This window comes from Micromonospora sp. NPDC048905, assembly GCF_040649655.1.
Lineage (GTDB): Bacteria > Actinomycetota > Actinomycetes > Mycobacteriales > Micromonosporaceae > Micromonospora.
On record NZ_JBEZFV010000017.1, the window covers coordinates 91,789 to 115,532 of the forward strand.

23 protein-coding genes and 1 pseudogene are annotated in these 23,744 nt (G+C 71.3%); 16 read left to right on the plus strand and 8 right to left on the minus strand.

Annotated elements, in window-relative coordinates:
* The first annotated feature begins 33 nt into the window (after positions 1-33).
* The 7 genes from egtB to AB0C01_RS30520 all read left to right on the plus strand — a co-directional run bounded on the left by egtB (position 34) and on the right by AB0C01_RS30520 (position 4,901).
* Positions 34-1,371, plus strand: coding sequence for an ergothioneine biosynthesis protein EgtB (gene egtB, locus AB0C01_RS30490; RefSeq protein WP_357572775.1), 1,338 nt, complete (start codon positions 34-36; stop codon positions 1,369-1,371).
* A gap of 40 nt (positions 1,372-1,411) precedes the next feature.
* Entirely contained in the window at positions 1,412-2,158 is a 747-nt protein-coding gene (gene egtC / locus AB0C01_RS30495) for an ergothioneine biosynthesis protein EgtC (protein ID WP_357249061.1), read from the plus strand.
* Between the two features lie 49 nt (positions 2,159-2,207).
* Complete coding sequence (egtD, locus tag AB0C01_RS30500) at positions 2,208-3,173, plus strand: L-histidine N(alpha)-methyltransferase (protein WP_357249064.1); 966 nt, start codon at positions 2,208-2,210, stop codon at positions 3,171-3,173.
* Positions 3,174-3,391: 218 nt separating this feature from the next.
* Positions 3,392-3,979, plus strand: coding sequence for a TMEM165/GDT1 family protein (locus AB0C01_RS30505; protein ID WP_357572776.1), 588 nt, complete (start codon positions 3,392-3,394; stop codon positions 3,977-3,979).
* A 39-nt stretch (positions 3,980-4,018) separates the two neighbouring features.
* The gene (locus tag AB0C01_RS30510) at positions 4,019-4,393 is read left to right on the plus strand and encodes a DUF1622 domain-containing protein (protein WP_357572777.1); all 375 of its coding nucleotides are present in this window, start codon (positions 4,019-4,021) and stop codon (positions 4,391-4,393) included.
* Positions 4,387-4,707 carry a hypothetical protein gene (locus tag AB0C01_RS30515; RefSeq protein WP_357572778.1) on the plus strand — a complete coding sequence of 107 codons (321 nt, stop codon included), beginning with the start codon at positions 4,387-4,389 and terminating at the stop codon, positions 4,705-4,707. The genes AB0C01_RS30510 and AB0C01_RS30515 overlap by 7 nt, the downstream gene beginning before the upstream one ends.
* Complete coding sequence (locus AB0C01_RS30520) at positions 4,704-4,901, plus strand: hypothetical protein (RefSeq protein WP_357249072.1); 198 nt, start codon at positions 4,704-4,706, stop codon at positions 4,899-4,901. Before AB0C01_RS30515 ends, AB0C01_RS30520 begins: the two co-directional genes overlap by 4 nt.
* A 27-nt stretch (positions 4,902-4,928) precedes the next feature.
* Here the strand turns inward: AB0C01_RS30520 and nhaA are convergent.
* A pseudogene (gene nhaA / locus AB0C01_RS30525) lies at positions 4,929-6,170 on the minus strand (Na+/H+ antiporter NhaA); the annotation flags it as partial.
* A gap of 264 nt (positions 6,171-6,434) precedes the next feature.
* On the opposite strand from nhaA, the gene AB0C01_RS30530 reads away from it, so the two are divergent.
* Positions 6,435-7,898 carry a polysaccharide biosynthesis tyrosine autokinase gene (locus tag AB0C01_RS30530; RefSeq protein ID WP_357249075.1) on the plus strand — a complete coding sequence of 488 codons (1,464 nt, stop codon included), beginning with the start codon at positions 6,435-6,437 and terminating at the stop codon, positions 7,896-7,898.
* On the opposite strand, the gene AB0C01_RS30535 is transcribed toward AB0C01_RS30530, so the two are convergent.
* Entirely contained in the window at positions 7,879-8,430 is a 552-nt protein-coding gene (locus AB0C01_RS30535) for a low molecular weight phosphatase family protein (RefSeq protein WP_357249078.1), read from the minus strand. The two genes, AB0C01_RS30530 and AB0C01_RS30535, sit on opposite strands and share 20 nt — an antisense overlap.
* A gap of 168 nt (positions 8,431-8,598) precedes the next feature.
* Between AB0C01_RS30535 and AB0C01_RS30540 the strand changes: the two genes are divergently transcribed.
* The 4 genes from AB0C01_RS30540 (at position 8,599) to AB0C01_RS30555 (ending at position 13,685) form a co-directional block, all read left to right on the plus strand.
* Positions 8,599-9,846 carry a glycosyltransferase family 4 protein gene (locus tag AB0C01_RS30540; protein ID WP_357249081.1) on the plus strand — a complete coding sequence of 416 codons (1,248 nt, stop codon included), beginning with the start codon at positions 8,599-8,601 and terminating at the stop codon, positions 9,844-9,846.
* A 97-nt stretch (positions 9,847-9,943) separates the two neighbouring features.
* A complete protein-coding gene (locus tag AB0C01_RS30545; protein WP_357249084.1) occupies positions 9,944-11,728 on the plus strand; it encodes a DUF4012 domain-containing protein in 1,785 nt (594 codons plus the stop codon).
* Positions 11,729-11,741: 13 nt separating this feature from the next.
* A complete protein-coding gene (locus AB0C01_RS30550; protein WP_357249087.1) occupies positions 11,742-12,380 on the plus strand; it encodes a hypothetical protein in 639 nt (212 codons plus the stop codon).
* A 741-nt stretch (positions 12,381-13,121) separates the two neighbouring features.
* The gene (locus tag AB0C01_RS30555; RefSeq protein WP_357572779.1) at positions 13,122-13,685 is read left to right on the plus strand and encodes a hypothetical protein; all 564 of its coding nucleotides are present in this window, start codon (positions 13,122-13,124) and stop codon (positions 13,683-13,685) included.
* Positions 13,686-13,766: 81 nt separating this feature from the next.
* Here AB0C01_RS30555 and AB0C01_RS30560 read toward each other — a convergent pair whose 3' ends face one another.
* From AB0C01_RS30560 to AB0C01_RS30570, 3 genes are all read right to left on the minus strand, one after another.
* The gene (locus AB0C01_RS30560) at positions 13,767-15,236 is read right to left on the minus strand and encodes an MFS transporter (protein ID WP_357249095.1); all 1,470 of its coding nucleotides are present in this window, start codon (positions 15,234-15,236) and stop codon (positions 13,767-13,769) included.
* 55 nt (positions 15,237-15,291) lie between these two features.
* Positions 15,292-15,528, minus strand: a complete 237-nt coding sequence (locus tag AB0C01_RS30565) for a hypothetical protein (RefSeq protein WP_030491902.1) — start codon at positions 15,526-15,528, stop codon at positions 15,292-15,294.
* A gap of 409 nt (positions 15,529-15,937) precedes the next feature.
* Positions 15,938-16,114 (minus strand): ATP-binding cassette domain-containing protein, encoded by a 177-nt coding sequence (locus AB0C01_RS30570; protein WP_357249101.1) that lies wholly within the window; start codon positions 16,112-16,114, stop codon positions 15,938-15,940.
* 141 nt (positions 16,115-16,255) lie between these two features.
* Between AB0C01_RS30570 and AB0C01_RS30575 the strand changes: the two genes are divergently transcribed.
* On the plus strand, positions 16,256-17,416 hold the full coding sequence (locus AB0C01_RS30575; protein ID WP_357572780.1) for a geranylgeranyl reductase family protein: 1,161 nt from the start codon (positions 16,256-16,258) through the stop codon (positions 17,414-17,416).
* A gap of 81 nt (positions 17,417-17,497) precedes the next feature.
* Positions 17,498-17,668, plus strand: coding sequence for a hypothetical protein (locus tag AB0C01_RS30580; protein WP_357572781.1), 171 nt, complete (start codon positions 17,498-17,500; stop codon positions 17,666-17,668).
* Between the two features lie 55 nt (positions 17,669-17,723).
* Here the strand turns inward: AB0C01_RS30580 and AB0C01_RS30585 are convergent, their stop codons facing one another.
* A complete protein-coding gene (locus AB0C01_RS30585) occupies positions 17,724-19,514 on the minus strand; it encodes a 5'-nucleotidase C-terminal domain-containing protein (RefSeq protein WP_357572782.1) in 1,791 nt (596 codons plus the stop codon).
* Positions 19,515-19,699: 185 nt separating this feature from the next.
* On the opposite strand from AB0C01_RS30585, the gene AB0C01_RS30590 reads away from it, so the two are divergent.
* The gene (locus AB0C01_RS30590; RefSeq protein ID WP_357572783.1) at positions 19,700-20,602 is read left to right on the plus strand and encodes an SDR family oxidoreductase; all 903 of its coding nucleotides are present in this window, start codon (positions 19,700-19,702) and stop codon (positions 20,600-20,602) included.
* Positions 20,603-20,683: 81 nt separating this feature from the next.
* Here the strand turns inward: AB0C01_RS30590 and AB0C01_RS30595 are convergent, their stop codons facing one another.
* Positions 20,684-21,343 carry a nucleotidyl transferase AbiEii/AbiGii toxin family protein gene (locus AB0C01_RS30595; protein ID WP_357572784.1) on the minus strand — a complete coding sequence of 220 codons (660 nt, stop codon included), beginning with the start codon at positions 21,341-21,343 and terminating at the stop codon, positions 20,684-20,686.
* Entirely contained in the window at positions 21,340-21,681 is a 342-nt protein-coding gene (locus AB0C01_RS30600; protein ID WP_357249119.1) for a hypothetical protein, read from the minus strand. The genes AB0C01_RS30595 and AB0C01_RS30600 overlap by 4 nt, the downstream gene beginning before the upstream one ends.
* A 689-nt stretch (positions 21,682-22,370) precedes the next feature.
* Between AB0C01_RS30600 and AB0C01_RS30605 the strand changes: the two genes are divergently transcribed.
* Complete coding sequence (locus AB0C01_RS30605; RefSeq protein WP_357572779.1) at positions 22,371-22,934, plus strand: hypothetical protein; 564 nt, start codon at positions 22,371-22,373, stop codon at positions 22,932-22,934.
* Positions 22,935-23,744: the final 810 nt, after the last annotated feature.

Consider the following 23,744-nt stretch of genomic DNA (forward strand, 5'->3'; position numbering starts at 1 on the left):
AGTGCGCCGGGGACGCGAGCGAAGGGCGGCGTGGTGAGCGCGAGCACGACGGGACACACCGACGGGGAGCGGTTGCGCGACCGGATCGCGGGAGAGTTGGCGCGGGCCCGCGCCCGCACGACGCTGCTGACCGAGGTGGTCGACGAGGCGGATCTGCTGCGCCAACACTCACCGCTGATGTCGCCGCTGGTCTGGGATCTCGCCCACGTGGGCAATCAGGAGGAGCTGTGGCTGGTCCGTGACGTCGGGGGCCGCGAGCCGGTCCGGTGCGACATCGACGACCTGTACGACGCGTTCAAGCAGCCGCGACGGGACCGTCCCACGCTGCCGCTGCTACCGCCCGCCGAGGCGCGCGCCTACCTGGCCACCGTCCGGGACAAGGTGCACGACCTGCTCGACCGGGTGTCGTTCACCGAGCGGCCGTTGGTCGCCGACGGGTTCGCCTTCGGCATGATCGTGCAGCACGAGCAGCAGCACGACGAGACCATGCTCGCCACCCACCAACTGCGATCGGGGTCGGCGGTGCTGCACGCCCCGCCGCCGCCCGAGCCCACCGTCGGGGTTGGTGGCGAGGTGCTGGTGCCGGCCGGCGAGTTCACCATGGGCACCGACAGCGACCCGTGGGCGCTGGACAACGAGCGCCCGGCCCACCGCGTCGACCTGCCCGCGTACGTCATCGACGCCGCCCCGGTCACCAACGGGCAGTACGCGGCGTTCATCGACGACGGCGGTTACACCGATCCGCGGTGGTGGAGCGCGGCGGGCTGGTCGCACCGGGTTCGGGAGCAGCTCGGCGCGCCGCTGCACTGGCGCCGCGACGGTGACGACTGGTCGTACCGGCGCTTCGGCCGGTGGAGCCGGGTCCGCGCCGACGAGCCGGTGGTGCACGTGTGCTGGTACGAGGCGCAGGCGTACGCGGCGTGGGCCGGCAAGCGGCTGCCGACCGAGGCGGAGTGGGAGAAGGCGGCCCGGTGGGACCCGGCGACCGGGCGGTCGCGCCGTTATCCCTGGGGGGATGACGACCCCACCGAGGCCCACGCCAACCTCGACCAACGTCATCTGCGGCCGGCGCCGGTGGGCGCGTACCCGGGTGGCGCCTCGCCGTTGGGTGTGCACCAGCTCATCGGTGACGTCTGGGAGTGGACCTCGACCGCGTTCGACGGGCATCCCGGCTTCACCGCGTTTCCCTACCGCGAATACTCGGAGGTCTTCTTCGGCGGCGACTACCGGGTGCTGCGCGGCGGCTCGTTCGGCACCGACCGCTCGGCCTGTCGGGGCACCTTCCGCAACTGGGACTATCCGATCCGCCGGCAGATCTTCAGTGGTTTCCGCTGCGCCCGCGACGTCCGACCGGAGGAGTCGTACCGGTGATCCACCGTGCGGTCGGCGGCCCGGCGCGGGCGGGGCGCTGATGTGTCGTCACCTGGCCTACCTGGGGCCGCCGGTCACCCTGGCCGAGGTGCTCTTCGACCCGGCGCACTCGCTGGTGCGGCAGTCCTGGGCGCCGCGTGACATGCGTGGCGGCGGCACCATCAACGCCGACGGGTTCGGGGTCGGCTGGTATCCGGGCGACGGCGAGCCGGTGCGCTACCGGCGGGCGCAGCCGATCTGGAGCGACCCGACGATCGCCCAGCTCGCCGCGGTCACCTCCTCCGGCGCGTTGCTCGCGGCGGTGCGCTCGGCCACCGTCGGGATGGCGGTGGTCGACGGCGCGGCCGCGCCGTTCGCCGAGGGGCGGTGGTTGTTCAGCCACAACGGCGTGGTCCGCGGCTGGCCGGACGCGGTGGTGCCGCTCGCCGCCGGGCTGCCGGTGCGTGACCTGCTCACGCTGGACGCCGCCACCGACTCGGCGTTGCTCTGGGCGCTGGTGCGGCATCGGCTGCGCGCCGGCGAGGACCCGTCCGAGGCGGTCGGGCGGACGGTGACGGACGTGGCCGCGGCGGCTCCCGGGTCGCGGCTCAACCTGCTGCTCACCGACGGCCGCCGGGCGGTCGCCAGTGTGTACGGGCACGCGTTGTCCGTCCGTGCGACGCCGGGCTCGGTGCTGCTCGCCTCCGAGCCGCACGACGACGACCCGGGGTGGCGGGCGGTGCCGGAGGGGCACCTGGTCCTGGCCACGGCGGGCGAGGTGCGGGTACGCCCGTTGGCGATCCGGTGAACCGCACCGATCGAGGCACCACCTGTTGGTCCAAGAGAGAGGCGAACCGATGACCGCGGATCCGCTGGAGATCTACCTCGAAGAGGGCGACCTGGAGCGCGGCCTGCGCGACGACGTCCGGGCCGGGCTGAGCGCCGGGCAGAAATGGCTGCCGCCGAAGTGGTTCTACGACGCCCGGGGCAGTGAGTTGTTCGAGGAGATCACCCGGCTACCCGAGTACTACCCGACCCGGGCCGAGCGGGCGGTGCTCGCCGAGCGCGCTCCCGCGATCGCGGCGTTGACCGGGGCCAAGACCCTGATCGAGTTGGGCTCCGGCTCGTCGGAGAAGACCCGGCTGCTGTTGGACGCCTTCAGCCGGCGCGGCGGGCTGGGCACGTTCGTCCCGCTCGACGTGTCGGTGAGCGCGTTGACGAGTTCCACGGCCCAGATCGCCGCGGACTTTCCCCGCCTGCGGGTCCGGGGCATCGTGGGCGACTTCACCCGGCAATTGGACCGGCTGCCCACCGGCGGCCGTCGGTTGGTGGCGTTCCTGGGCGGCACCATCGGCAATCTGCTGCCCGCCGAGCGGGCCGAGTTCCTGACGGCGATGCGCGGCGCGCTGGAGGTCGGCGACTGGCTGCTGCTCGGCACCGACCTGGTGAAGGACCCGTCGGTGGTCGTGCCCGCGTACGACGACGCCGCCGGGGTCACCGCCGAGTTCAACCGCAACGTGTTGCGGGTGATCAACCGGGAGTTGGGCGCCGACTTCGATCCGGAGGCGTTCGCGCACGTGGCCCACTGGGACCCGACAAACGAGTGGATCGAGATGCGGTTGCGGGCAACCCGGCCGATGCGGGTACGGGTGCTGGACCTGATCGTGGACTTCGCCGCCGGGGAGGAACTGCGTACCGAGGTCTCGGCGAAGTTCCGCCCGGAGGGGATCGCCGGGGAGTTGGCCACGGCGGGCTTCGCCACGACGGAGTTCTGGACCGACCCGGACGGGCTCTTCGGGGTCACGCTGGCGCGGGCACGGTGAGCCGGTTCACCCACCCCGGCCCGGTCCGGTGGTGATCGGCTAGGCTGATCCCGCGAAGGGGAGTAGCCCCCAATGTCGTGGTCGACATACTGGTGCGTTCCGCATCCGGCCACGCGGCCCCGGTCCTTTCCGGGGCGGGCGAGACCTTCGACTCAGGCTGTTGCAGCCGGGTCGAGGGCGCCCCTGTACCTCCTCCCGGCGTGAACGGGAAGGATGTCATGGAGGGATTTTTCGCCGCGCTGGTGATCAGCTTCGGCGTCATCTTCGTCGCCGAGCTGGGGGACAAGTCCCAGTTGATGGCGCTGACCTTCGCCACGCGGTTCAAGCCGATCCCGGTGCTGATCGGCATCACGGTCGCCACGGCGGTGGTGCACCTGGCGTCGGTGGCCATCGGCGTGGGTCTCGGGGCGGTGTTGCCGACCGAGTGGATCTCCCTGGTGGCCGGTGTGGCGTTCCTCGGCTTCGGCGCGTGGACGTTGCGCGGTGACAAGCTCACCGAGGAGGAGAAGCGCAAGGCGGAGAAGACGAGCAAGACCGCGATCGTGGCGGTGTCGGTGGCGTTCTTCCTGGCCGAGTTGGGCGACAAGACGATGCTCGCCACGATCACGCTCGCCACCAAGTACGGCTGGTTCGGCACCTGGCTCGGCTCCACCATCGGCATGGTGGCCGCGGACGCGCTGGCCATCCTGGTCGGCCGGATGCTCGGTAAGAGGTTGCCGGAGAAGACCATCAAGTACGGCGCCGCGATCCTGTTCGCCATCTCCGGTCTCTGGCTGATCCTGGAGGCGGTCAACGAGCTGACCTGAGTGTCGACTAGCTGGCCCGAGGGCGGGTAACGGCCTCCGGTGGAGGCGGCCGAGCTGTTGCGCCAGGGCGACCAGGTGCTGGTTGCCGTCGTGGAGGTCGCCGGCGCGCTTGTCATCTTCGTCGGGGCGGTCTGGGCGGCGGTGCGGTTCGTGGTCGAAGGGCTACGACACCGCAGCGCCGCCCGCTTCACGCCGATCCGGCTCTCCCTGGGTCGCTTCCTGACCCTCGGCCTCGAATTCCAGTTGGCGGCCGACGTCCTGCGGACGGCGGTGTCCCCGTCGTTCGACCAGATCGGCCAACTGGCCGCGATCGCGACGATCCGAACGGCGCTCAACTACTTCCTGGGTCGGGAGATTCGTCAGGAGCAGCGGCAGGTGGCCGAGGGTGAGCGACGCACGGAACGGGCGTGCTGATCACGGCGGTCACCGCCCTGGCACTGGTCGCCGGGGTGCTCACCACGCTCTTCACCGGGGCGTTGCGCAGCGGCGTCCGGGTACTGCTGGATCTGCTGACCGCGGCCGGCCTGCTGCGGCTGGCCGGTGATCCGGGGTGGAAGGGTCTGGCCGGCGCGGTGGCGATCATCGCCCTGCGCCAACTGCTCGGGGCGGCGCTGAGCACCCCACCGCCCTGGTCCCGACAATCCCCGGCGCCCTGCGCCGAGGACGATCACCGCCTACCGTTGGCGGTGAGAGGTGAAACCGGGGAAAGCGGGAGGAAAACCACATGAGCCGGCACGACGAACCGAACGAGTACGGCTTCGCCGGCGAGGGCACCGCTCCCGAGCCGCCGCCCGGTGGCAAGGCCGACGAGCAGGATCGTGTCGAGGCGGTCGCGGTGCCGGGCGACGACCTCACCGCACCGGCCACGGAGGCGCTGGCCGAGGAGACCGAGGACCTGCCGCCCGCCGAGCGTCACCGCTGACCGCCGGGTGACCCGGCCGGGCGTCGCTCAACGGTCGGTGGGCCGCTGGTAGACGTCGGGAACGCCGTCGCCGTCGGCGTCGAGCCGCTCCCGCTGCGCCACCCGGCGGTACGCGGCGTTGCGGCGGGTCAGCACCGCGGCGGCCAGCCCGGCGGAGAGCACCGAGCCGAGCAGCACGGCCACCTTGACCCGGTCGTCGGCCGTGCTACCTGCGCCGAAGGCCAGGTCGCCGATGAGCAGCGACACGGTGAACCCGACGCCGGCCAGCAGGGCGATTCCGCCCAGGTCCGCCCAGGTGATGTCCTCGTCGAGCTCGGCCCGGGTGAACCGGGCCAGCAGGTACGTCGAGCCGAAGATGCCGATGCTCTTGCCGAGTACGAGTCCGGCGACGATGGCGAGCACCACCGGGTCGGTCAGCAGGGCGCCCAGGTCGGTGCCGCGCAGGGTGACCCCGGCGGCGAACAGGGCGAAGATCGGCACCGCGATGCCTGCCGACACCGGCCGCCACCGGTGCTCCAGGCGCGCCGCGAGCCCGCCGTCGTCCGTCTCCGTGCCGCTGGTGCCCGCCGTCCGGTGGCGGGCGAGCACCGGGACGGTGAAGCCGAGCAGGACACCGGCCACTGTGGCGTGCACGCCGGAGGCGTGCACGAGTGCCCAGGCCGCCGCCGCGAGGGGGATCAGCGCCCACCACCACGTGTGGCCGCGTCGCACCAGCACCGCGAACACCCCGATCGGCGCCAGCGCCGCGAGCAGCGGGACGGGATGGAAGTCGGCGGTGTAGAAGACCGCGATGATGGTGATGGCGAACAGGTCGTCGACCACGGCGAGGGTGAGCAGAAAGGCGCGGAGGCCCTGGGGCAGGTGTGAGCTGACCAGTGCGAGCACGGCGAGCGCGAAGGCGATGTCGGTGGCGGTCGGAATCGCCCAGCCGCGCAGCCCCGGCCCACCCCCGGCCACGACGACAGCCACGTAGATCAGCGCCGGCAGCAGCATCCCGCCGAGGGCGGCCACCACGGGCAGCGCGGCCCGGCGCGGGTCGCGGAGTTCCCCGGCGACGAACTCCCGCTTGAGTTCCAGGCCCACCACGAAGAAGAAGACGGCCAGCAGGCCGTCCGCCGCCCAGGTGGCCACGTCCAGGTCGAGGTGCCAGGGCGCGCCGCCGGGCCAGGGCACCCAACCGCCGAGCCGGGTGTACGAGTCGGACCAGGGCGAGTTGGCCCAGAGCAGCGCCGTCACGGCGCCGAGCAGCAGCAGCGCGCCACCGACCGTCCTTATCCGGGCTCGGGTGCGGTGGCGACCGCAGGGGTCGTTCGGTCGGTATCCGATCGGCAGCCGACTTTTTCCCCGGGTCTCGCCGCAGCCGAATGCCCCTTTGCCCGGTTGGTTATGCGGGCGCACGTGTCGAAGTCAGAACCACCTAACTCCGGACATAAGCCGTAAGAGCCGCTTTAATGGTTTCACGAGTTGACAGACGACCTTGGGGGTTTTCGTGAAGTTTTTTGGCGTAACCGGACCGACGCGGAGGCGCACCTGATGGACCTGCTCCGCCAATTGCGCCACGTGCGTCGGCACTGGTGGGTCGTGCTGGTCACGGTCATGGTGGCCCTGGGCGCCTCGGCGTTCCTGACCGTACGGGCACAACCCCGGTACGTCGCCTCGGTGACCTTCTTCGTCACCACCCCCAACTCCGGCGTCAGCGATGCCTACCAGGGTGGGCTCTTCCTCCAACAGCGCGTCAAGTCCTACGCCGACCTGCTCACCAGCGACCGGCTGGCGCAGAGCGTGGTGGCCGAGACCCCGGTGGGCCTCACCGCGGACGAGGTGCGGAGCCGGGTCAGCACCTCCACCGAGACCGGCACCGTCCTGCTGCGCGCCTCGGTCACCGACACCGACCAGGCTCGGGCGCTGCGGGTGACGGAGTCGCTCGCGGCGAAGTTCGTCGACCTGGTGCAGAAGGTCGAGACGACATCCGAGGGCAAGGCGCCGATCAAGATCGAGGTGGTCAGCGGCCCACGGGTCACCGCCAACCCGGTCTCACCGCAGCCCACCCGCAACCTCACCCTCGGCGGACTGATCGGCCTGGTGCTCGGCGTCGGCCTGGCGATCCTGCGCGGCGTCGCCGACGTCCGACTGCGGGACTCCGCCGGCCTGCAACGCGCCACCGGCAGTCCGCTGCTCGGCGAGATCCCCTACGAGAGCAGCGCCCGCACCGAGCCGCTGATCATCGGCGACGCCGCGACCTCGGCCCGCGCCGAGGCGGTGCGCAAGCTGCGGACGAACCTGCGCTTCGTGGATGTCCACGAGCCGGCCCGGGTCATCGCCGTGACCAGCGCGCTGCAGGGCGAGGGCAAGACCACGCTCTCCTGCAACCTGGCCATCGCGCTGGCCGAGGCGGGCTGGCGGGTGCTGCTCGTCGACGCGGACCTGCGCCGGCCGAAGGTCGACGAGTACCTGGGGCTGGACGCCGGTGTCGGCCTCACCGACGTGCTCGTCGGCGATGTGAAGGTCGGCGACGTGGTGCAGCGCTGGGGCGACAAGTCGATGCTCGTGCTACCCAGCGGTTCCGCCCCACCGAACCCGAGCGAGCTGCTCGGCTCCAAGGCGATGTCGGACCTGCTGCTGGCGCTGCGGGAATCGGCGGACATCGTGATCATCGACACCGCTCCGCTGCTCGCGGTGACCGACGGCGTGGTCGTGGCCGTGCAGGCCGACGGCGCGCTGCTGGTGAGCCAGCAGGGCCGTACCTCCCGGACCCAGGTCGCCGCGGCGTCCCGCGCGCTGCACTCGGTCTCGGTCCGCCTGCTCGGCTGCGTGCTGAACATGGCCAAGGTGGCCAAGGCCGAGGCGTACCAGTACGAGGCCTACCGGGTGGTCGCCTCGACACCTCCGGCGGCGGTGCCGGCGGACCGGACGATGGCCGGCCGGCACAGCGACACCACCACCGGGGTCAACGGCGTCGCCGACCACACCCAGGAACTCACCCGGCTGCCCCGATGAGCGCGGCGAGGGGTCGCAGCGACCGTTCGATCTCCTCGGCGCAGCGTCGGAAGTCGGCGGACGTACCGCCGATCGGGTCCCGAAGGTCGTCCGCGTCCGGGGCGGCGGGTTGCAGCCGTCCCCGGGCCTGGGCGACGGCGGCGATCGCCGCCCGCAACGGGTCGTCCGCCGGCTCGGCGGGCGGCTCGGCTGCCGCGGCCAGCCGACCGAACTGGCGCAGGGTGAACGTCCGGTGCAGCGCGCTGGGCGCCAGCGCGGTGCAGATCGAGCGCTGGCGTCGGGTGGCGGTCAGCACCAGCGTCGCGTCGATGAGGTATTCGGGCCGCAAACCGCGGGTCCGGAACGCCGACGGGTCCGCGCCGCTCTCGGTCGCGACCTCCAGGGCGTACGGATGCATGGACAGCCCGTCGATCGCGTCGGTGCCGGCGCTGGCCACCGTGACATGTTCGGCCAGCAGCCGGCGGGCCAGGTGCTCGGCCATCGGTGATCGGCACAGGTTGGCGTGGCAGACGAACAACACGCGATCAGCCATCGGTGCCCCTCTCGTCGGTGCGGACGCGGGCGGGCGCACCGTGCGAACGGTGCGTCGGTGCCGGCGGCCGCGCGGGGAGGGGTTGTCGGAATCGTACGCGGGCCGTCCACCCGTCGGTCCGGGTGCCGCGCCGATCGCCGCCGATTCGCGGCCGACGGGGGCACGGCGATGAAGATCGGAATTCTGTCCTACCACTTTCCGCCCGAGCCCGCGTTCATCCCCGGCAGCCTCGCCGAGGAGTTGGCCGCGCGGGGGCACGAGGTCCGCGTGCTCACCGGGTTTCCGGACTACCCGGGCGGGCACGTCTATCCCGGCTGGAGACAGCGGTGGCACCACGAGACGCACAGTGAACGGCTGACCGTGCGGAGGGTGCCCCGCTACCCCGGAGGTGCCACGTCCACCGGCGCCCGGATGGCCAGCTACCTGTCCTTCGCCGGCAGCGCGACGTTGACCGCCCGCCGGTACTTCAGCGACCTCGACGCGCTGTACGTCTTTCAACTCCCGGCCACGACGTTCGCCGCCGCCGGGGTGCTCCGGCTGCTCGGGAGGGTGCCGACGGTGCTGCACGTGCAGGACGTCTGGACCCGCGACGGCGCCGACGAGGCGGGCGAGGGGCGTTGGGTGGCGCGGATGGGCAGCGCGATGACCCGGATCTACCGGTCCGCCGCGCGGATCGCGGTCGCGGCGCCGTCGATGCGGGATCTGGTCGTCGCCGCCGGTGCCGAGCCGGATCGGGTCCGGCTGGTGCTCAACTGGACCGACGAGCGGATCTTCTATCCGGCGACGCCCGGTGCGGCGGCCCGCCAGTTGGTCCGCCGGGACGGTCGGTGCGTGGTCATGCACGCGGGCACGATCGGCCCACGGCAGGGGCTGGAGACCGCCGTCCGGGCGGCCGCGGCGCTGGACCGGACGATGGACCTGGTGCTTGTCGGTTCGGGCTCGGCCGAGCGGCGGGTCCGGGGGCTCGCCGCCGAGTTGGGCGCGGACAACGTCCGCTTCGTGGAGCGTCGGTCGCCTGTCGACATGCCCGAGCTGTACGCCGCCGCCGACTATCAGTTGGTCATGCTGCGCGACCTGCCGGAACTGCGGGGCACGGTGCCCGGCAAGGTGCAGGCGGCGCTCTCCTGCGCCGCACCGGTGGTCGCGTCGGCCGGCGGCGACACTGCCGACCTGGTCGAACGAGTCAGGGCGGGGCTGTCCTGCCCACCGGAGGACTGGGCTGCGCTGGCCGACCGGTTCTGGTTGGCCGCCACCATCCCGCCGCCGGCGCGTACCGAGATGGGTCGCCGGGGGCGGGCGGCGTACCTGCGGGAGATGTCGCTGCCCGCTGGTGTGGACCGGATCGAGCGGCTGCTGCACGAGGCGGCGGGACGAGTCACGGAGCCCGCCGGTGATCTGCGAAGGAAATTCGCTTAAAGGGCGAAGAAGTCGATAAGGGTACGAAGTTCCCCGACACGTGCTAAGAACGTCAGGGAACCGACCTTCTGTCCGGTTCCGCGAACGGGAGTGTGGTGTGACGGAGAGCGAACGGCCGACCCGACGGCGGAGCCGGTCCCGACGTCGTCGGCGTGCCCGACTGCGACGTGCCCTCCTCGGCGCCCTGGTCGTCGGCTCGTTGCTACTGGCGACCGGCGGCTGGATCGGCTTCCGTGGCTGGCAGGCGCGTACCCATCTACTCAACGCCGCCGGGCTGGCCCGCGAGTTGAGCGCCCAGGTGGTGGGTGGGGACGCCGACCGTGCCCAGCGGACGCTCGCCGCCCTGCAGGAACAGTCCGGTGCCGCTCGGGCGGCGACGGCTGATCCGAGTTGGCGACTCGGTCGGCGAACACCGCTCGCGGGTGACGATCTCGACGCCGTCCGCCGGATCGCCGTCGCCATCGACCAACTGGCCCGGGAGGCGTTTCCGACGCTGCTGCGCACGGACCTGACCCGACTGGTGCCGAGCGGCGGACGGCTGGACCTCGCTCAGCTCACCGCGGTGTCCACCGAGCTGACCCGGGTCAACGAGTCGGTGCAGCGGACCCGCCGAGACCTGGGTGCGGTGCCGGCCGACCGCCTGGTCACCCAGGTCCGGCAGGCGTTGACGGACCTGCGCGACGAGATCGACCGTCTGGCCAGCCTCACCACGGCCGCCGACCAGGGAGCCCGCCTGCTGCCGCCGCTGCTCGGCGCGAACGGGCCGCGACGATACCTGCTGGTCTCACAGAACCTCGCCGAGCTGCGCGCCACCGGCGGCATGTTCGGCGCGTACGCCATGATCGAGGCCCAGAACGGCGCGGTGAAGATGGGCAAGCAGGGCAGCAGTGCCTCGCTCGGCCGGTTCACCCCGCCGCTGAAGGTGCCCGCCGAGATCCGGGCGATCTGGACCGACCTGCCCGGCATCTATCCCGCCGACGTCAACCTGTCACCGCACTTCCCGAGCGCCGCCGCGCTGTACCGCGAGATGTTCCGGCGCTCGACGAACATCACCGTCGACGGGGTGCTCGCCGTCGACCCGGTGGTGCTGTCGTACCTGCTCAAGGCGACCGGACCGGTGCTGGTGCCCGGAGGTGTCCCGCTGGCCAGCGAGAAGGTCGTGCAGACCCTGCTCAATGACAGCTACCAGCGGCTGGACCTGCGGCAGCAGGACGAGTTCTTCGCGGCCTCCGCCGCGTCGGTGTTCGACGCCTTTTTCAAGAAGAATGTCAACCCGCGTGTGTTGTTGTCCGCATTTGACCGTGCTATCACTGAACGACGGATATTGTTCTGGAGTGCCCGACCTGAGGAACAGCGGACATTCGGCGCGAGCCGGATGGCCGGGACGCTTCCGGAACAGGACACCGTGCCAACGGTCGGCGTGTTCTTCAACGACGGCAGCGGCGCGAAGCTCGGCTACTACCTGCGGCCGACGGCAAACCTGACGGTCGGCGAGTGCCGGCCCGACGGTCGCCGCGAGCTACGGCTGCGGGTGACCCTGCGCTCGACGGCGCCGAAGTCCGGACTTAGCGAATCCGTCCTCGGCCTCGGTCTGGCTGGCGACCCGTACACCGTTCGCACCCTGGTGTCGATCTTCAGCCCGACTGGTGGCGCGGTGGTCGAGGCCCGGCTCAACGGGGCCGAGGCGGCGCTTGGCAGCGGCACCGAACGCCGCCGTCACGTGGCGACCGCCAGTGTCGACGTCGGCCCCGGCGCCGAGAAGGTGCTGGAGGCCACCGTGCTGACGGCCAAGACCGGAGTCGGGCAGGCCGAGTTGTGGCTGACCCCCACCGCCAACCCCTGGATCACCCAAGTTCATTCCGCACCAAGCTGTGACCAGTAGGAGGGAACCAATCATGCGGCTTTCCCGCATCATCATGGCGCTCACGGTCGGCCTGGCCGTGGTGGCCGTGCCGACGGCAGCGGGGGCGGCACAGCCGCAGCCGACGCCCAGCGCCACCACCGACCCGACCCAGCCGCCGCCGTACCCGCCGTACCCGCCGGCCAACCCATCGCTGACCGTCAACCGGACGACGATCTTCATCGGTGAGACGGTCATCCTGACCGGCACCGGGTTCGGTCCGAACGAGACTGTCGACATCGCGGTGACGGTGGCCCCGCTGGCCGCTCCGGCCGGCGGCCAGGCTCCGGCCCGCCGCAGCGACGGCACCACCGTGGCGATGGCACCGGTGGCCTACCAGGCGAGCGCGCCGCTGAACTTCACGGCGTACACCGACGCCCAGGGACGGTTCACCAAGAGCTACAAGCCGTCGGTGACGGGTCTGCTGACCTTCACCGCCACGGGTCGGGAGTCCGGCCGTACCGCCAGCGCCGAGTTGCGGGTGCTGCACAAGAAGCAGCCGCTGCCGGTCACCGGTGACAGCATCGGCACGCCCATGAAGCTCGGCGGCGGCCTGGTCGGCGCCGGAGCGGTCATGCTGCTGCTGACCCTGGCCTGGCGTCGCCGCCAGCGCCTCGGTGGGGCCGCGCACTAGTCCGCACACCACCGGGCACTGCCCGGACCGCACCTGAAGCTGGCGCCCGTCGGAGTGATCCGACGGGCGCCAGCGTCTGTTGGCCGTCTGGTGAGCCCGTCCGTGTGCCGTTCGAGGCGGCCTCGCCGGCACCCCCGCACCCGTCCGTCGCCGTTCTTGATCGACTCGGGCTTCCTGGTGTCGGGGTGTCGGACCGTCACGAATACCGCGATATCCGTGAAGTCAAGTGGGTCATGCCCGGGGCCGCTGTCTGAGCGTGTCTGAGCCTGGTGTGGGGCCGGCAGGTCGCCGACGGTGGGCCGCGTTGGGCGGTTTGTCCGGCCCCGGGCTCTGACGACCGGTGACCGGCGGCACCCGTGGGCCGGAATGATGGCGGGGTCGGGGTCGTTACACACCCTGACGATCGCAGCACCACCGCCCCGCCGCCCGGCACGCCGGGGGTGGGAATGCGGGACCCGGTCGGGTCGTTGCAGTCCCCACGAACGACCGTAGGCGCCGCCTTCACGTGGGTGCCGATGGATGGGCCGCCCCCCGGAATGACCCTGGCCCCCCGGTCGTTACATCTGGACCCCGGCGCCCCGAGTCCCCCGCTCGGTAGGTCGCCGACGCCGACGCCCGACACGGTGTCACCCCTTCAGACTTTTCCCCGTTTGTGCAGCGCCGGACGAGGTGCTCACACCCTGCCGCCGTTCCCCCCTTTTGGCGGTCGGGGTGTTTCCTACCCCCGAAGGAGCTACCCCCATGAACACGATCATGCGTAAGAGCGTCCTGTCCGTTGCTGGTCTGGCGTTCGCCGGTGGTGTGTTCGCCGGCCCGATCGCCGCCCACGCCGCCACCCCGGTCGAGGGCAAGCCCGTCGCGGCCGCCGTGCAGACCACCGCCCCGAAGCCGCAGGGCGAGCAGTCGCACATCGACCTCAACGACGAGAAGACCGCCAACGTCAAGGCGATCATCGCCGCCACGAAGAAGGCCGGCCTCCCGGAGCGCGCCGCGGTGATCTCGATCGCGACGAGCCTGCAGGAGTCGAAGCTGGACAACCTCGGCCACCTGGGCGACATGAACGACCACGACTCGCTGGGCCTGTTCCAACAGCGCCCGTCCAGCGGTTGGGGCACGCCGGAGCAGATCACCGACCCGGCCTACTCCACCACCGCGTTCCTCAAGGGCCTCAAGCAGGTCGACGGCTGGCAGGACATGCCCCTGACCGAGGCCGCACAGACCGTCCAGGTCTCCGCCTACCCCGACGCCTACGCCCAGTGGGAGCAGCAGGCCACCGACCTCGTCGCCCAGCACTGGAACAGCTGACACCAGCACCACACGCACGACACCGACCGCTGGCCGGCACCCGCAACCCGGGTGCCGGCCAGCGGCGTACCCCTGGTGTTGTCAGGTCTTTTGGCGGCGGGTGCGGAGGATGTCGATAAGCGCGCAGACCAGCGCGAGTGCGATGATGCCGGTGGCCAGCATGAGCGACCGTTCGAAGGACGTGGTCCAGTTGCCGCGGCTGTCGGCCAGCGACGAGAAGAACACCGAGCCGACGGCGGCGATGCCGGCGGCGGCGCCGATCCGCTGACCGGTCTGGAGCATGCCCGCGCCACTGCCCGCCTGCGCTACCGGGACGTCGGCGAGGGTGATCGTCTGGTTGGGTGCGATCACCAACCCGCTGCCGATGCCGGCGACGAGCAGCGGACCGGCGGTGACCCAGGGGGCGGGGTCGTCCGGGGCGAGGCGCAACGCGACAACCGTCGCGGCCAGACCGACCACGATGGTGAGCAGACCGATGGCGACCAGAGGTCGGCCGATGCGGTTGACGATGCGGCCACCCAGCACGGCGGCGGCGGCCGAACCCAGGGCGAACGGGGTGATCGCCAGGCCCGCGACGAGCGCGCTGTAGCCGAGACCCATCTGCAGGAACAGCGTGAAGATGAAGAAGATCGCGGTGAAGCCGCCGAAGTAGACCAGCGCGATGAGCGACCCCAGGGTGTACGACCGGAGGCCGAACAGGCGGAGGTCGAACAGTGGTTGGTGCTGGCGCGCGTATCGCCGTTCCCACAGCCCGAAGGCGCCCAGCACCGCGAGTCCGGCCGGGATGAGCGCCCATTTCCAGGGGGTCCGCCACTGCTGCTCCTGCACGAGCGGAAGCAGGACGAGGACCACGCCGACACCGAGCAGCAGGACGCCGACGGGGTCGAGTTGGCGCCAGCCGGGCTGACCGGCGGGGCGGCCGGGCAGGAGGCGCCAGCCGAGGATCACCGCGAGGACGCCGACCGGCACGTTGACGAAGAAGACCCACCGCCATCCGTGTTCCTCGCCGCCGATGGCGATGAGCAGCCCGCCGAGCAGTGGCCCGACCGCGGTGGAGATACCGATGGTGGCGCCGAGCAGCCCGAACGGACGGGCCCGTTCCGGCCCGCGGAAGAGTTGTTGGATCAGTCCGATGACCTGCGGGTTGACGATGCCGGCGGCGGCACCCTGGAGCAGGCGGGTGATGACCAACCAGGTCGGGGAGGTGGCGAGACCGGCGAGCGCACTGGTCAGGGTGAACAGTGCGATGCCGAAGACGAACGCGTTGCGCCGGCCGCGGGCGTCACCGAAGCGACCGGCGGGCACCAGCGCCAGGCCGAAGGTGAGCGCGTATCCGGAGAGGATCCACTGGAGGTCACTGGGCGAGGCGTGCAGCGCCCGGTCGATGGAGGGCACCGCGACGTTGACGATGCTGACGTCGAGCAACGTCATGAACGCGGCGACCAGCCCGACGCCGACGGCCTGCCAGCGTCGTCGGTTCGCGGCCGCGTCCACCGGCTGCGGCGGTTGCGCCGCACTCATCGTGCCCCCCGTTGACCGTTGATCAGGCATTGTTGACCCCTACCCGGGTCACCGGGGGGCGAATCGTCCCGGCTTGTTCTGCCGGTCACGCCATCTGGCGGGCGCAGAACCGGGGACCGAAGTCGAGACCCGCCATCGGTGAGTCCTCGCGGTGCAGCAGGCCCTTTTCGGTGAGCAGGTGCAGGGGGCTGCCGACCTGTTCCTCGGTCAGCCCGGACTCCTCGGCGATCAGGTCCGGATAGGGCACCTGTCCGCGTGCCTCAAGAGTGGTGACCGCCTGGTACACGCGTTGCTCGGCCTCCGACAGTTGCACCTGCTGCATGGGTTCCTCCTTCACTCGTCCGCCATCGTGCGGCGGTTGCCGTGCGCCGGTTACCCCCTGGCTGACCGAAGATGCACACCCGATCGGGCGGTGCGGGATCAGGCGCGGCCGGCGGGCGACGGCAGCGGGCGGCTCAGAGCCGCCACACCACGGTCACCGCTCGGGTGACGGCCGCGCGGGCGGAGCGACCAAGACGTCCACGGGTCCGGCGCGTCGCGGACGCGGTGAGGAACGCGGTCAGCACGACAAGGGACACGACAGCCTGAATGACCACGGGCGGTGCCGCCGAAGCCGTCGGCGGTGATGGCGGCCAGGGCCGGCAGGGTGCCGATCAGCGCCACGTCGAGCATCGCCACCACGGCGCGGCGGAACCCCGCGTCCCGCTCGTCCACCGGGGATCCGGCCACCGTCAGGTTCCCGCGCCCGGTGTGTGCAGACCAGCCACGCACCGCAGCAGGGTGGACTTTCCCGCGCCGTTGGGGCCGCGCAGGGCCACCGCCTCCCGCGGGTGGACGTCGAGCCCGAAGCTGGCCACCACGACGTGGTCGCCGTACCCCAGGGTGAGCCCGTCGATGCTGATGACCACGTACGACTCCCGGTCCGGATGGCGGTCGGTCCGGCGAAGGGATGCGGGCGCGGACCGACCGAGGATAGCCGTGCGGGAACACGTCGACGGTGCGCGGTCGCGCGGCTCGGCGGGACCCTCGCCATCCCCTAGGCTGCTTTCGTGATCATGTGGGATCTCGTTGTCGTCGGCGCCGGCCCCGCCGGGTTGTCCGCGGCCTACGTCGCTGCCCGCGCGGGTGTGTCCACCCTGGTTGTCGAGCGGGCCGCGCACCCGCGGTACAAGACCTGCGGTGGTGGCCTGATCGGCACCTCGCTGGCGGCGGTCCAGGGTCGGATCGAGGTGCCGGCGCACGACCGGGTGGACCGGGTCACGTTCACCCGCGACGGCCGTCGGGAGTTCACCCGCCGCAACGACAGCCCGGTGGTGACCATGGTGCGCCGCGAGGAGTTCGACGACCGGCTTCGCACGGCGGCGGTGGACGCCGGCGCGCAGGTGCGCGAGCGGGTCGCGGTCCGCGCGATCGAGCAGGACCCCGAGGGGGTACGCCTGCGGTTGGCCGACGGTACGACGATCGCGGCCCGTGCGGTGATCGGGGCGGATGGTTCCTCGGGGGTGACCGCCCGGCACGTGGGAGTGCGCTACCGGCAGGTGGACCTGGGTCTGGAGCTGGAGATCCCGGTGCCGCCCGCGGAGCAGGAGCGGTGGCGGGGGCGGCTGCTGCTGGACTGGGGTGCGATGCCGGGCTCGTACGCCTGGGTCTTTCCCAAGAACGACACGTTGACCGTGGGTGTGATCGCCGCTCGGGGAGCGGGGGAGGGGACCCGGGACTACCTGCGGCGGTTCGTCGACCGGTTGGGGCTGACCGGGTTGCCGGCGGAGCACGACTCCGGTCACCTGACCCGGTGCCGCGAGGAGGATTCGCCGTTGCGCAACGGTCGGGTGCTCGTCGTGGGGGACGCGGCCGGGTTGCTGGAGCCGTGGAGCCGGGAGGGCATCAGCTTCGCGTTGCGCTCGGGTGAGTTGGCCGGTGCGGCGGTGGCCGGTGGTGACCTGGCCGGGTACGAGCGGGCGGTCGCCGAGCGCCTGCTGCCGGAGATGCGGGCGGGATTCCGGCTGCTCGACGTGTTCACCAGGCGTCCGGAGGTGTTCCACGCGCTGTTGGCGACCCCGCCGGGGTGGCGGATGTTCGTCCAGTTCTGCCAGGGCCGGGCGAGCTTCGCCGAGATGCTGCGACGGCGGCCGATCCGGGCAGCTCTCGCGGTGCTCGACCGGCTGCCGGATCGGCGCCCACAGCCCACCATCGCTCACCCAGGATCCTAGGATGCTTCACGCGGTGTGACGCCATCCTGGCGCCGAACCCGCGTACGCCGGACAATGGCAGGGAAGCAACAGGAGGTGCCGATGGCCGAGCAGCCGTTCACCGATGACGAGTACGCGTTCCTGCGGCACGCGCGCTTCGGAGAGTTGCCGCCCGCGGTCCGTCCCGACGAGCGGGTCGCCCTGACCGAGACCGACCCCGGACGGGACCAGCCGGAGCCCGCGGACCCGGTCCGCTGGAACGTGCAGGGCTGACGAACGCGCGGCGGGCCGCGGGTGTCGCCACCCACGGCCCGCCGACGATCGGGGATCAGAAGACCGGCACGCCCTCGCGGACCAGTCGCCAGTTGGGCTGGAAGAAGTCGGCCGGGTCGATCGTCCCCCTGGCCTGCGCCCAGTCGATGAGCAGCTGCCGGATCTCCTGCTGCGCGTTGTAGACCTGGGTCTTCACGATGCCGGGGAAGTTGCCGCCGCCGCTGCGCCGGTAGTTGTTCACCGCCACCACGAACTGCGCGTTGTCGGCCACCGGGGTGTCGGTGCCGGTCAGCACCAGTCGGGTGATCCGCTGCCCGACCGGCTTGGAGATGTCGATGTCGTAGTCCAGGCCGGAGAACACGTCGTAGTTGTAGTCCGGCACGGCCGGGTCACTGATCTGCTCCGGGTCGACCGGGGCGCCCGGCGCGACGGTCCGGAAGTACTTCGCCGAGTACTCCAGGTACGCGCGCACCTCGGCCCCGCTGAGCACCACGGCCTCGAGGGTGTTGTCGTACACGTACAGGCCGGCCACGTCGCGGATCTTCACGTCCCCGGCGGGGAAGACCGCGGTACGGCTGAACGGCGCCGCGATCGACAGCACCGGTAGGTCCGCGTACGTGGTGCCGGTCAGCGCCGCGCCGACCACCTCGGTCTGCACCTGGTTGATGAAGTCCAGGATCGGCGTGTCCTTGTAGCGAGACTCCGCCGCCGACAACTCGACGGTGGACTGCGCGACCACCTGGTTGACGTACGCGATGGTCTTCTGGTGTTGGGCCCGCACGGCGGCGAGCACCTTCGGGTCCTCGACCACCGTGTTGGTGTTCAGCATGCTGGCGGCCTTCTTGGTGATCGTCCACCGGCCGTGCTCGCGGGTGAGGGTGAAGTCCATCCGGGTGAGTCGCTGGCCCCACTTCGACGGCTCGGACAGCAACACCTGCGTACCGGTGCGCTCGTTGGTGACGAACCGCTCGACGACCTCGTTGTGCGCGTGACCGAAGAGGATCGCGTCGATCCCCGGCACCTGCTGGGCGATCAGCGCGACCGGGTTCTCGTTCGGCAGTTCCGGGCCGTAGCTGGAGGTGCCGCTGTCCCCGCCGTGCGCGGAGATCAGCACGAGGTCCGCGCCACGCGCCCGCATGACCGGCACCCACTTCGCGGCGGTCGCGACCATGTCGTCGAAGCGCAGCTTGCCCTCGACGTTGCCCTTGTCCCAGATGGCCACACCGGGGTTGGTCAGCCCCAGGATGCCGACCCGCAGGGTCGGCGCGGCGAGACCGAGGGCGACCTTCTTGATGACGTACGGCAGGAAGGCCGGCTTGCCGGTCTTCGCGTTGACGGCGTTCGCGGCGAGGGCCGGGAACCCGAGCTGGCGGATCCACAGGTCCAGCAACGGCAGACCGTAGTTGAACTCGTGGTTGCCCAGCGTCACCGCGTCGTAGTCGATGACGTTCATCGCGCGGGCCATCGGGTGCTTCTCCCCGGTGGCGGTGATCGGCTCCTGCTTGGCGTAGTACGTGGCCAGCGGCGTGCCCTGGATCGTGTCACCGGCGTCGAGCACGAGCGTCGCCTTGCCGCGCCGCTCCCGGCGGATCTGGTTGATCAGGGTCGCCAGCTTCGCGACGCCGATGTCGTTCTGCTTGCTGTCGTCGTACTCGGCGTCGCGGTAGTAGTCCCAGTTGTAGACGTTGCCGTGCGTGTCCGACGTGCCCAGGAGGGTGAGGTCCCAGGTGCGCGGCCGGGGCCTGCCGGCCGCCTGCGCGGGCGCGGCGGCGATCAGCGGGGCGGCCGTCGCCGCCGCCGCGGCGACGAGCACCTGACGACGCGACGGGCCGGAGGGAGAGGTCATGACGTGCCTTTCCATGGGGGTGGACGCGCCTCGTGAGCGCCTTGCGCACCATAACCAGCAGCCGTCACTCCCGCCACGCCAGCCCCGGCGGTGGTCACGGTTTCCGCAGACCGACGCGGGGTACGGCGGTCAGGGACGAAATCGCGGGACAGCCCCCGCTTCCCGCGCGGCGCGAGGAGACATCGGTGAGTGAGGACCAGCACACCCAGCGGGACCCGACCAGCCAGTACGGCCAGCAGTCCGGTCAGCCCGCCCAACAGCAGTCGGCGCCTGGCTCGACCGCGGCGATGAACCCGAAGCCCGACCACGGGGAGGAGTCGTACCGGGGCAGCGGCAAGCTCGACGGCAAGCGGGCGCTGATCACCGGCGGTGACTCGGGAATCGGCCGGGCCATCGCGATCGCCTACGCGCGTGAGGGCGCCGACGTGCTCATCTCCTACCTGAGCGAGGACGAGGACGCCGACGCGCGGGAGACCATCCGCCTGGTCGAGGACGCCGGCCGGCGAGGCATCGCGGTCCGCGGCGACATCACCGACGAGGCGCACTGCCAGGAGTTGGTCGATCGGGCGGTCCGCGACCTGGGCGGGATCGACATCCTGGTCAACAACGCGGCGTACCAGATGTCGCAGGACAAGGGGATCCTCGGAATCAGCACCGAGCAGTTCGACCGGGTGCTCAAGACCAACCTGTACGCGATGTTCTGGCTCTGCAAGGCCGCCATCCCGCACCTGGCCGAGGGGTCGGCGATCATCAACACGGCGTCGATCCAGGCGTTCGACCCGTCGCCGCAGCTGCTCGACTACGCCACCACGAAGGCGGGGATCGCCAACTTCACCAAGGCCCTCGCCGCCGACCTGGCCGAGCAGGGCATCCGGGTCAACGCGGTCGCCCCCGGCCCGGTCTGGACGCCGCTGATCCCGGCCACGATGCCGGAGGAGAAGGTGAAGCAGTTCGGCACCGACACCCCGGAGGGTCGTCCCGGCCAGCCGGCCGAGCTCGCCCCGGCGTACGTCTTCTTCGCGTCGCAGGAGTCCAGCTACGTCACCGGCGAAATCCTGGGGGTCACGGGCGGTCGACCGACCAAGTGATCCGCCGCCGGGTGGGTGTCTGCCGGGACGCCCACCCGCCGGTCCGGCCTGGTCGTGCGGTTTGTTCGGGTGGACCGCTGGTCAGCGCGGCCACGCGGCGAAGCGCCGGCGGACCTGGGCGATGTCGGCTGCGCTGAGGCCGTAACGGCCGAAGCGCTGCTCGGAAAGCCGGTCGAGGTACCGGCCGGCGGCCCGCACGTCCGCCGGATCCAGCGCGGGGTCGACCTGCCGGGCCAGCACCAACAGCTCGGTCACGTCGTAGTGTTCCAGCGCCGCCGCCACGTCGATGAAGTCCCGGACCTCCCGCCGGTTGACCAGTGCCGCGATCTTGTTGGCCACCAGGTCACGGACGTCCATGACCGGACCGAGGTCCATCACCACCGGACTCTGCTGACGGTCCAACCGGGCGAGGCTGAGCCGGATCTGCCGGCCGTCGCGGCTCACCACGAAGTCCTTCATGTCCTGGCCGTACCCGTCGAACAGCTCGGCCAGCTCACTGTCCGGGTCGGCGTCGGTGACCCTGAAGCCGGCGCGTTCCAGTGCCACCCGCACCCCGGCGGACGCCGCCGCGGCAGCGCCCTCCACGTCGGCGAAGAGGTCGACGTCCTCCGTCGGGCGGGCGACCAATCCGTGCGCCGCCCAGGCCACCCCACCGCCCAACACGAACCGGTACGGCCCGGCGGCGGTCAGCGCCACCCGGGCCACCTCCCGGTAGAACTCGTGCAGGTGCGGCTGGATCACGCCGCGCGCAGGCCGCGGTGCCGGCTCTCCCACGCCTGTCGTACGCCGCGGGGCAGGTTGAGCAGTCGCCAGACCCGGCGCAGCGTGCGCCCGTTGATCAGCGCTCGCAGATCCTCGGCCCGGGTGGTCTCGCGGAGGACGTTCTCGTACATCCAGAGCAGTTGGTCAGGGTCGCCGAGGTCGAAGGTGCGGTCGGCGTTCCACATCAACCGCACGGGCAGTTCGACGACACCCCGGGTTGGACCGGCCAGCTCGGCGAGCGTTCTCGCCACCACGGCAGGGCGACCCGGGCGGGCCAGGAAGGCCACGCCGGTCGGGGTGGGGGAGACGGCCTGCATGGTGTCAGGGTAACGCCCGGCAGACCAGGTGTCGCTCAGGTCGATCCGAGCGCCCTGCTCCAGGCGCGCCGGCCTGGCCGTCAGCACTCCGAGGTTTGTCCGTTTTGCGCCGCGCTGGCGGGCGTGGCCCGTCGCGATCGACTCGGGTTTCCTGAAGTCGGGGCGTCCGGGAGTCCGGGATGCCTCGACTTCCGGAAACCCGAGTGGATCACGCGAGTGACAGTGGTTTGGGGTCGTACGAGCCGTGCCGTCTGGGTGGTTTGTTCGGTTACGGGTGTTTGTGGGGTGTGGTCGGGCGCACCGGTGGGCCGGAATGATGGCGGGGTCGGGGTCGTTACATACCCTGACGATCGCAGGACCACCGCCCCGCCGCCCGGCCCGCCGGGGGTGGGAATGCGGGACACGGTCGGGTCGTTGCAGTCCCCATGAACGACCGCGGGCATCGCCTTCACGTGGGTGCCGATGGATGGGCCGCCCCCCGGAATGACCCTGGCCCGCCGGTCGTTACATCTGGACCCCGGCGCCCCGAGCCTCCGCTCGGTAGGTCGCCGACGCTGACGCCCGACAGGGTGTCACCCCTCAGACTTTCCCCCTTGTGAACGTGCAGCGCCGGACGAGGTGCTCACACCCTGCCGCTGTTCCCCCTTTTGGCGGTCGGGGTGTTTCCTACCCCCGAAGGAGCTACCCCCATGAACACGATCATGCGTAAGAGCGTCCTGTCCGTTGCTGGTCTCGCGTTCGCCGGTGGTGTGTTCGCCGGCCCGATCGCCGCCCACGCCGCCACCCCGGTCGAGGGCAAGCCCGTCGCGGCGGCCGTGCAGACCACCGCGCCGAAGCCGCAGGGCGAGCAGTCGCACATCGACCTCAACGACGAGAAGACCGCCAACGTCAAGGCGATCATCGCCGCCACGAAGAAGGCCGGCCTCCCGGAGCGCGCCGCGGTGATCTCGATCGCGACGAGCCTGCAGGAGTCGAAGCTGGACAACCTGGGCCACCTGGGCGACATGAACGACCACGACTCGCTGGGCCTGTTCCAGCAGCGCCCGTCCAGTGGTTGGGGTACGCCGGAGCAGATCACCGACCCGGCCTACTCCACCACCGCGTTCCTCAAGGGCCTCAAGCAGGTCGACGGCTGGCAGGACATGCCCCTGACCGAGGCCGCACAGACCGTCCAGGTGTCCGCCTACCCCGACGCCTACGCCCAGTGGGAGCAGCAGGCCACCGACCTCGTCGCCCAGCACTGGAACAGCTGACCCACCGCACTACCGCACTACCGCACTACCGCACTACACGGACCGCTGGCCGGCACCCCGCAAACCGGGTGCCGGCCAGCGGCGTATCCGCCGCCCGGTCGGGGCTGGCGGGCTGGGCGGTGAGGTGCCCGACGCACCCTCGGGCGTGCCGGGGAGCTGATTACCCCGACCTGATCGGTGGTTGTTCGCAGATCTTGGACAGTTTCCGTTCGCGCGAAACGGTAACTGTCCAAGATCTCGCCGACCGCCGACCGCCGACCGCCGACCGCCGACCGCCGACCGCCGACCGCCGACCGCCGACCGCCACTGCGCGACCGCCCACCGCGGCCAAGATCGTGCTCGATCCTGGTTGTAGTCCCCTCGATCGGCAACGGTGGCCACTACAACAAGGATCGAGCACGATCTGGCAAGGGCAAGGGCAAGGGCAAGGGCAAGGGCAAGGGCAAGGGCAAGGGCAAGGGCACCAGCACCAGCACCAGCACGTCCGCGACTGCCGCCGCGCGACCGCCCGCCGTGACCGCGACTGCCACCGCGACCGCACGATCGCCACTGCGACTGCCGCCGCGACCGCACGACCACGGCCGCGCGGACTGCCATCGCGACCGTTATCCCTACCGCGAGCGCGCGACGCTGACCGCGCTGCCGGCCACCGTCGTGTGGCGGCTTGGCGGTAGGGAGGGGCGTGGGAACAACGTGGGGGCCTGGCTGGTTGTGGAGGGTGTCGGTGTGACTCAGTGTCCCCGGGCCTCACCTAATATCGCCTTCGCGGAATACCGTTCGGCTGGAGCCGCGTCGCGCCACTCGCCGCGA

What these genes read in the sequence shown, in the direction of transcription:
- egtC (WP_357249061.1), top strand. Translation starts at nt 1,412, where the DNA reads ATGTGTCGTCACCTGGCCTACCTGGGGCCGCCGGTCACCCTGGCCGAG.
- egtD (WP_357249064.1), top strand. Translation starts at nt 2,208, where the DNA reads ATGACCGCGGATCCGCTGGAGATCTACCTCGAAGAGGGCGACCTGGAG.
- AB0C01_RS30505 (WP_357572776.1), top strand. Translation starts at nt 3,392, where the DNA reads ATGGAGGGATTTTTCGCCGCGCTGGTGATCAGCTTCGGCGTCATCTTC.
- AB0C01_RS30520 (WP_357249072.1), top strand. Translation starts at nt 4,704, where the DNA reads ATGAGCCGGCACGACGAACCGAACGAGTACGGCTTCGCCGGCGAGGGC.
- AB0C01_RS30530 (WP_357249075.1), top strand. Translation starts at nt 6,435, where the DNA reads ATGGACCTGCTCCGCCAATTGCGCCACGTGCGTCGGCACTGGTGGGTC.
- AB0C01_RS30535 (WP_357249078.1), bottom strand. Translation starts at nt 8,430, where the DNA reads ATGGCTGATCGCGTGTTGTTCGTCTGCCACGCCAACCTGTGCCGATCA.
- AB0C01_RS30540 (WP_357249081.1), top strand. Translation starts at nt 8,599, where the DNA reads ATGAAGATCGGAATTCTGTCCTACCACTTTCCGCCCGAGCCCGCGTTC.
- AB0C01_RS30550 (WP_357249087.1), top strand. Translation starts at nt 11,742, where the DNA reads ATGCGGCTTTCCCGCATCATCATGGCGCTCACGGTCGGCCTGGCCGTG.
- AB0C01_RS30555 (WP_357572779.1), top strand. Translation starts at nt 13,122, where the DNA reads ATGAACACGATCATGCGTAAGAGCGTCCTGTCCGTTGCTGGTCTGGCG.
- AB0C01_RS30560 (WP_357249095.1), bottom strand. Translation starts at nt 15,236, where the DNA reads ATGCCTGATCAACGGTCAACGGGGGGCACGATGAGTGCGGCGCAACCG.
- AB0C01_RS30565 (WP_030491902.1), bottom strand. Translation starts at nt 15,528, where the DNA reads ATGCAGCAGGTGCAACTGTCGGAGGCCGAGCAACGCGTGTACCAGGCG.
- AB0C01_RS30580 (WP_357572781.1), top strand. Translation starts at nt 17,498, where the DNA reads ATGGCCGAGCAGCCGTTCACCGATGACGAGTACGCGTTCCTGCGGCAC.
- AB0C01_RS30585 (WP_357572782.1), bottom strand. Translation starts at nt 19,514, where the DNA reads ATGACCTCTCCCTCCGGCCCGTCGCGTCGTCAGGTGCTCGTCGCCGCG.
- AB0C01_RS30600 (WP_357249119.1), bottom strand. Translation starts at nt 21,681, where the DNA reads ATGCAGGCCGTCTCCCCCACCCCGACCGGCGTGGCCTTCCTGGCCCGC.
- AB0C01_RS30605 (WP_357572779.1), top strand. Translation starts at nt 22,371, where the DNA reads ATGAACACGATCATGCGTAAGAGCGTCCTGTCCGTTGCTGGTCTCGCG.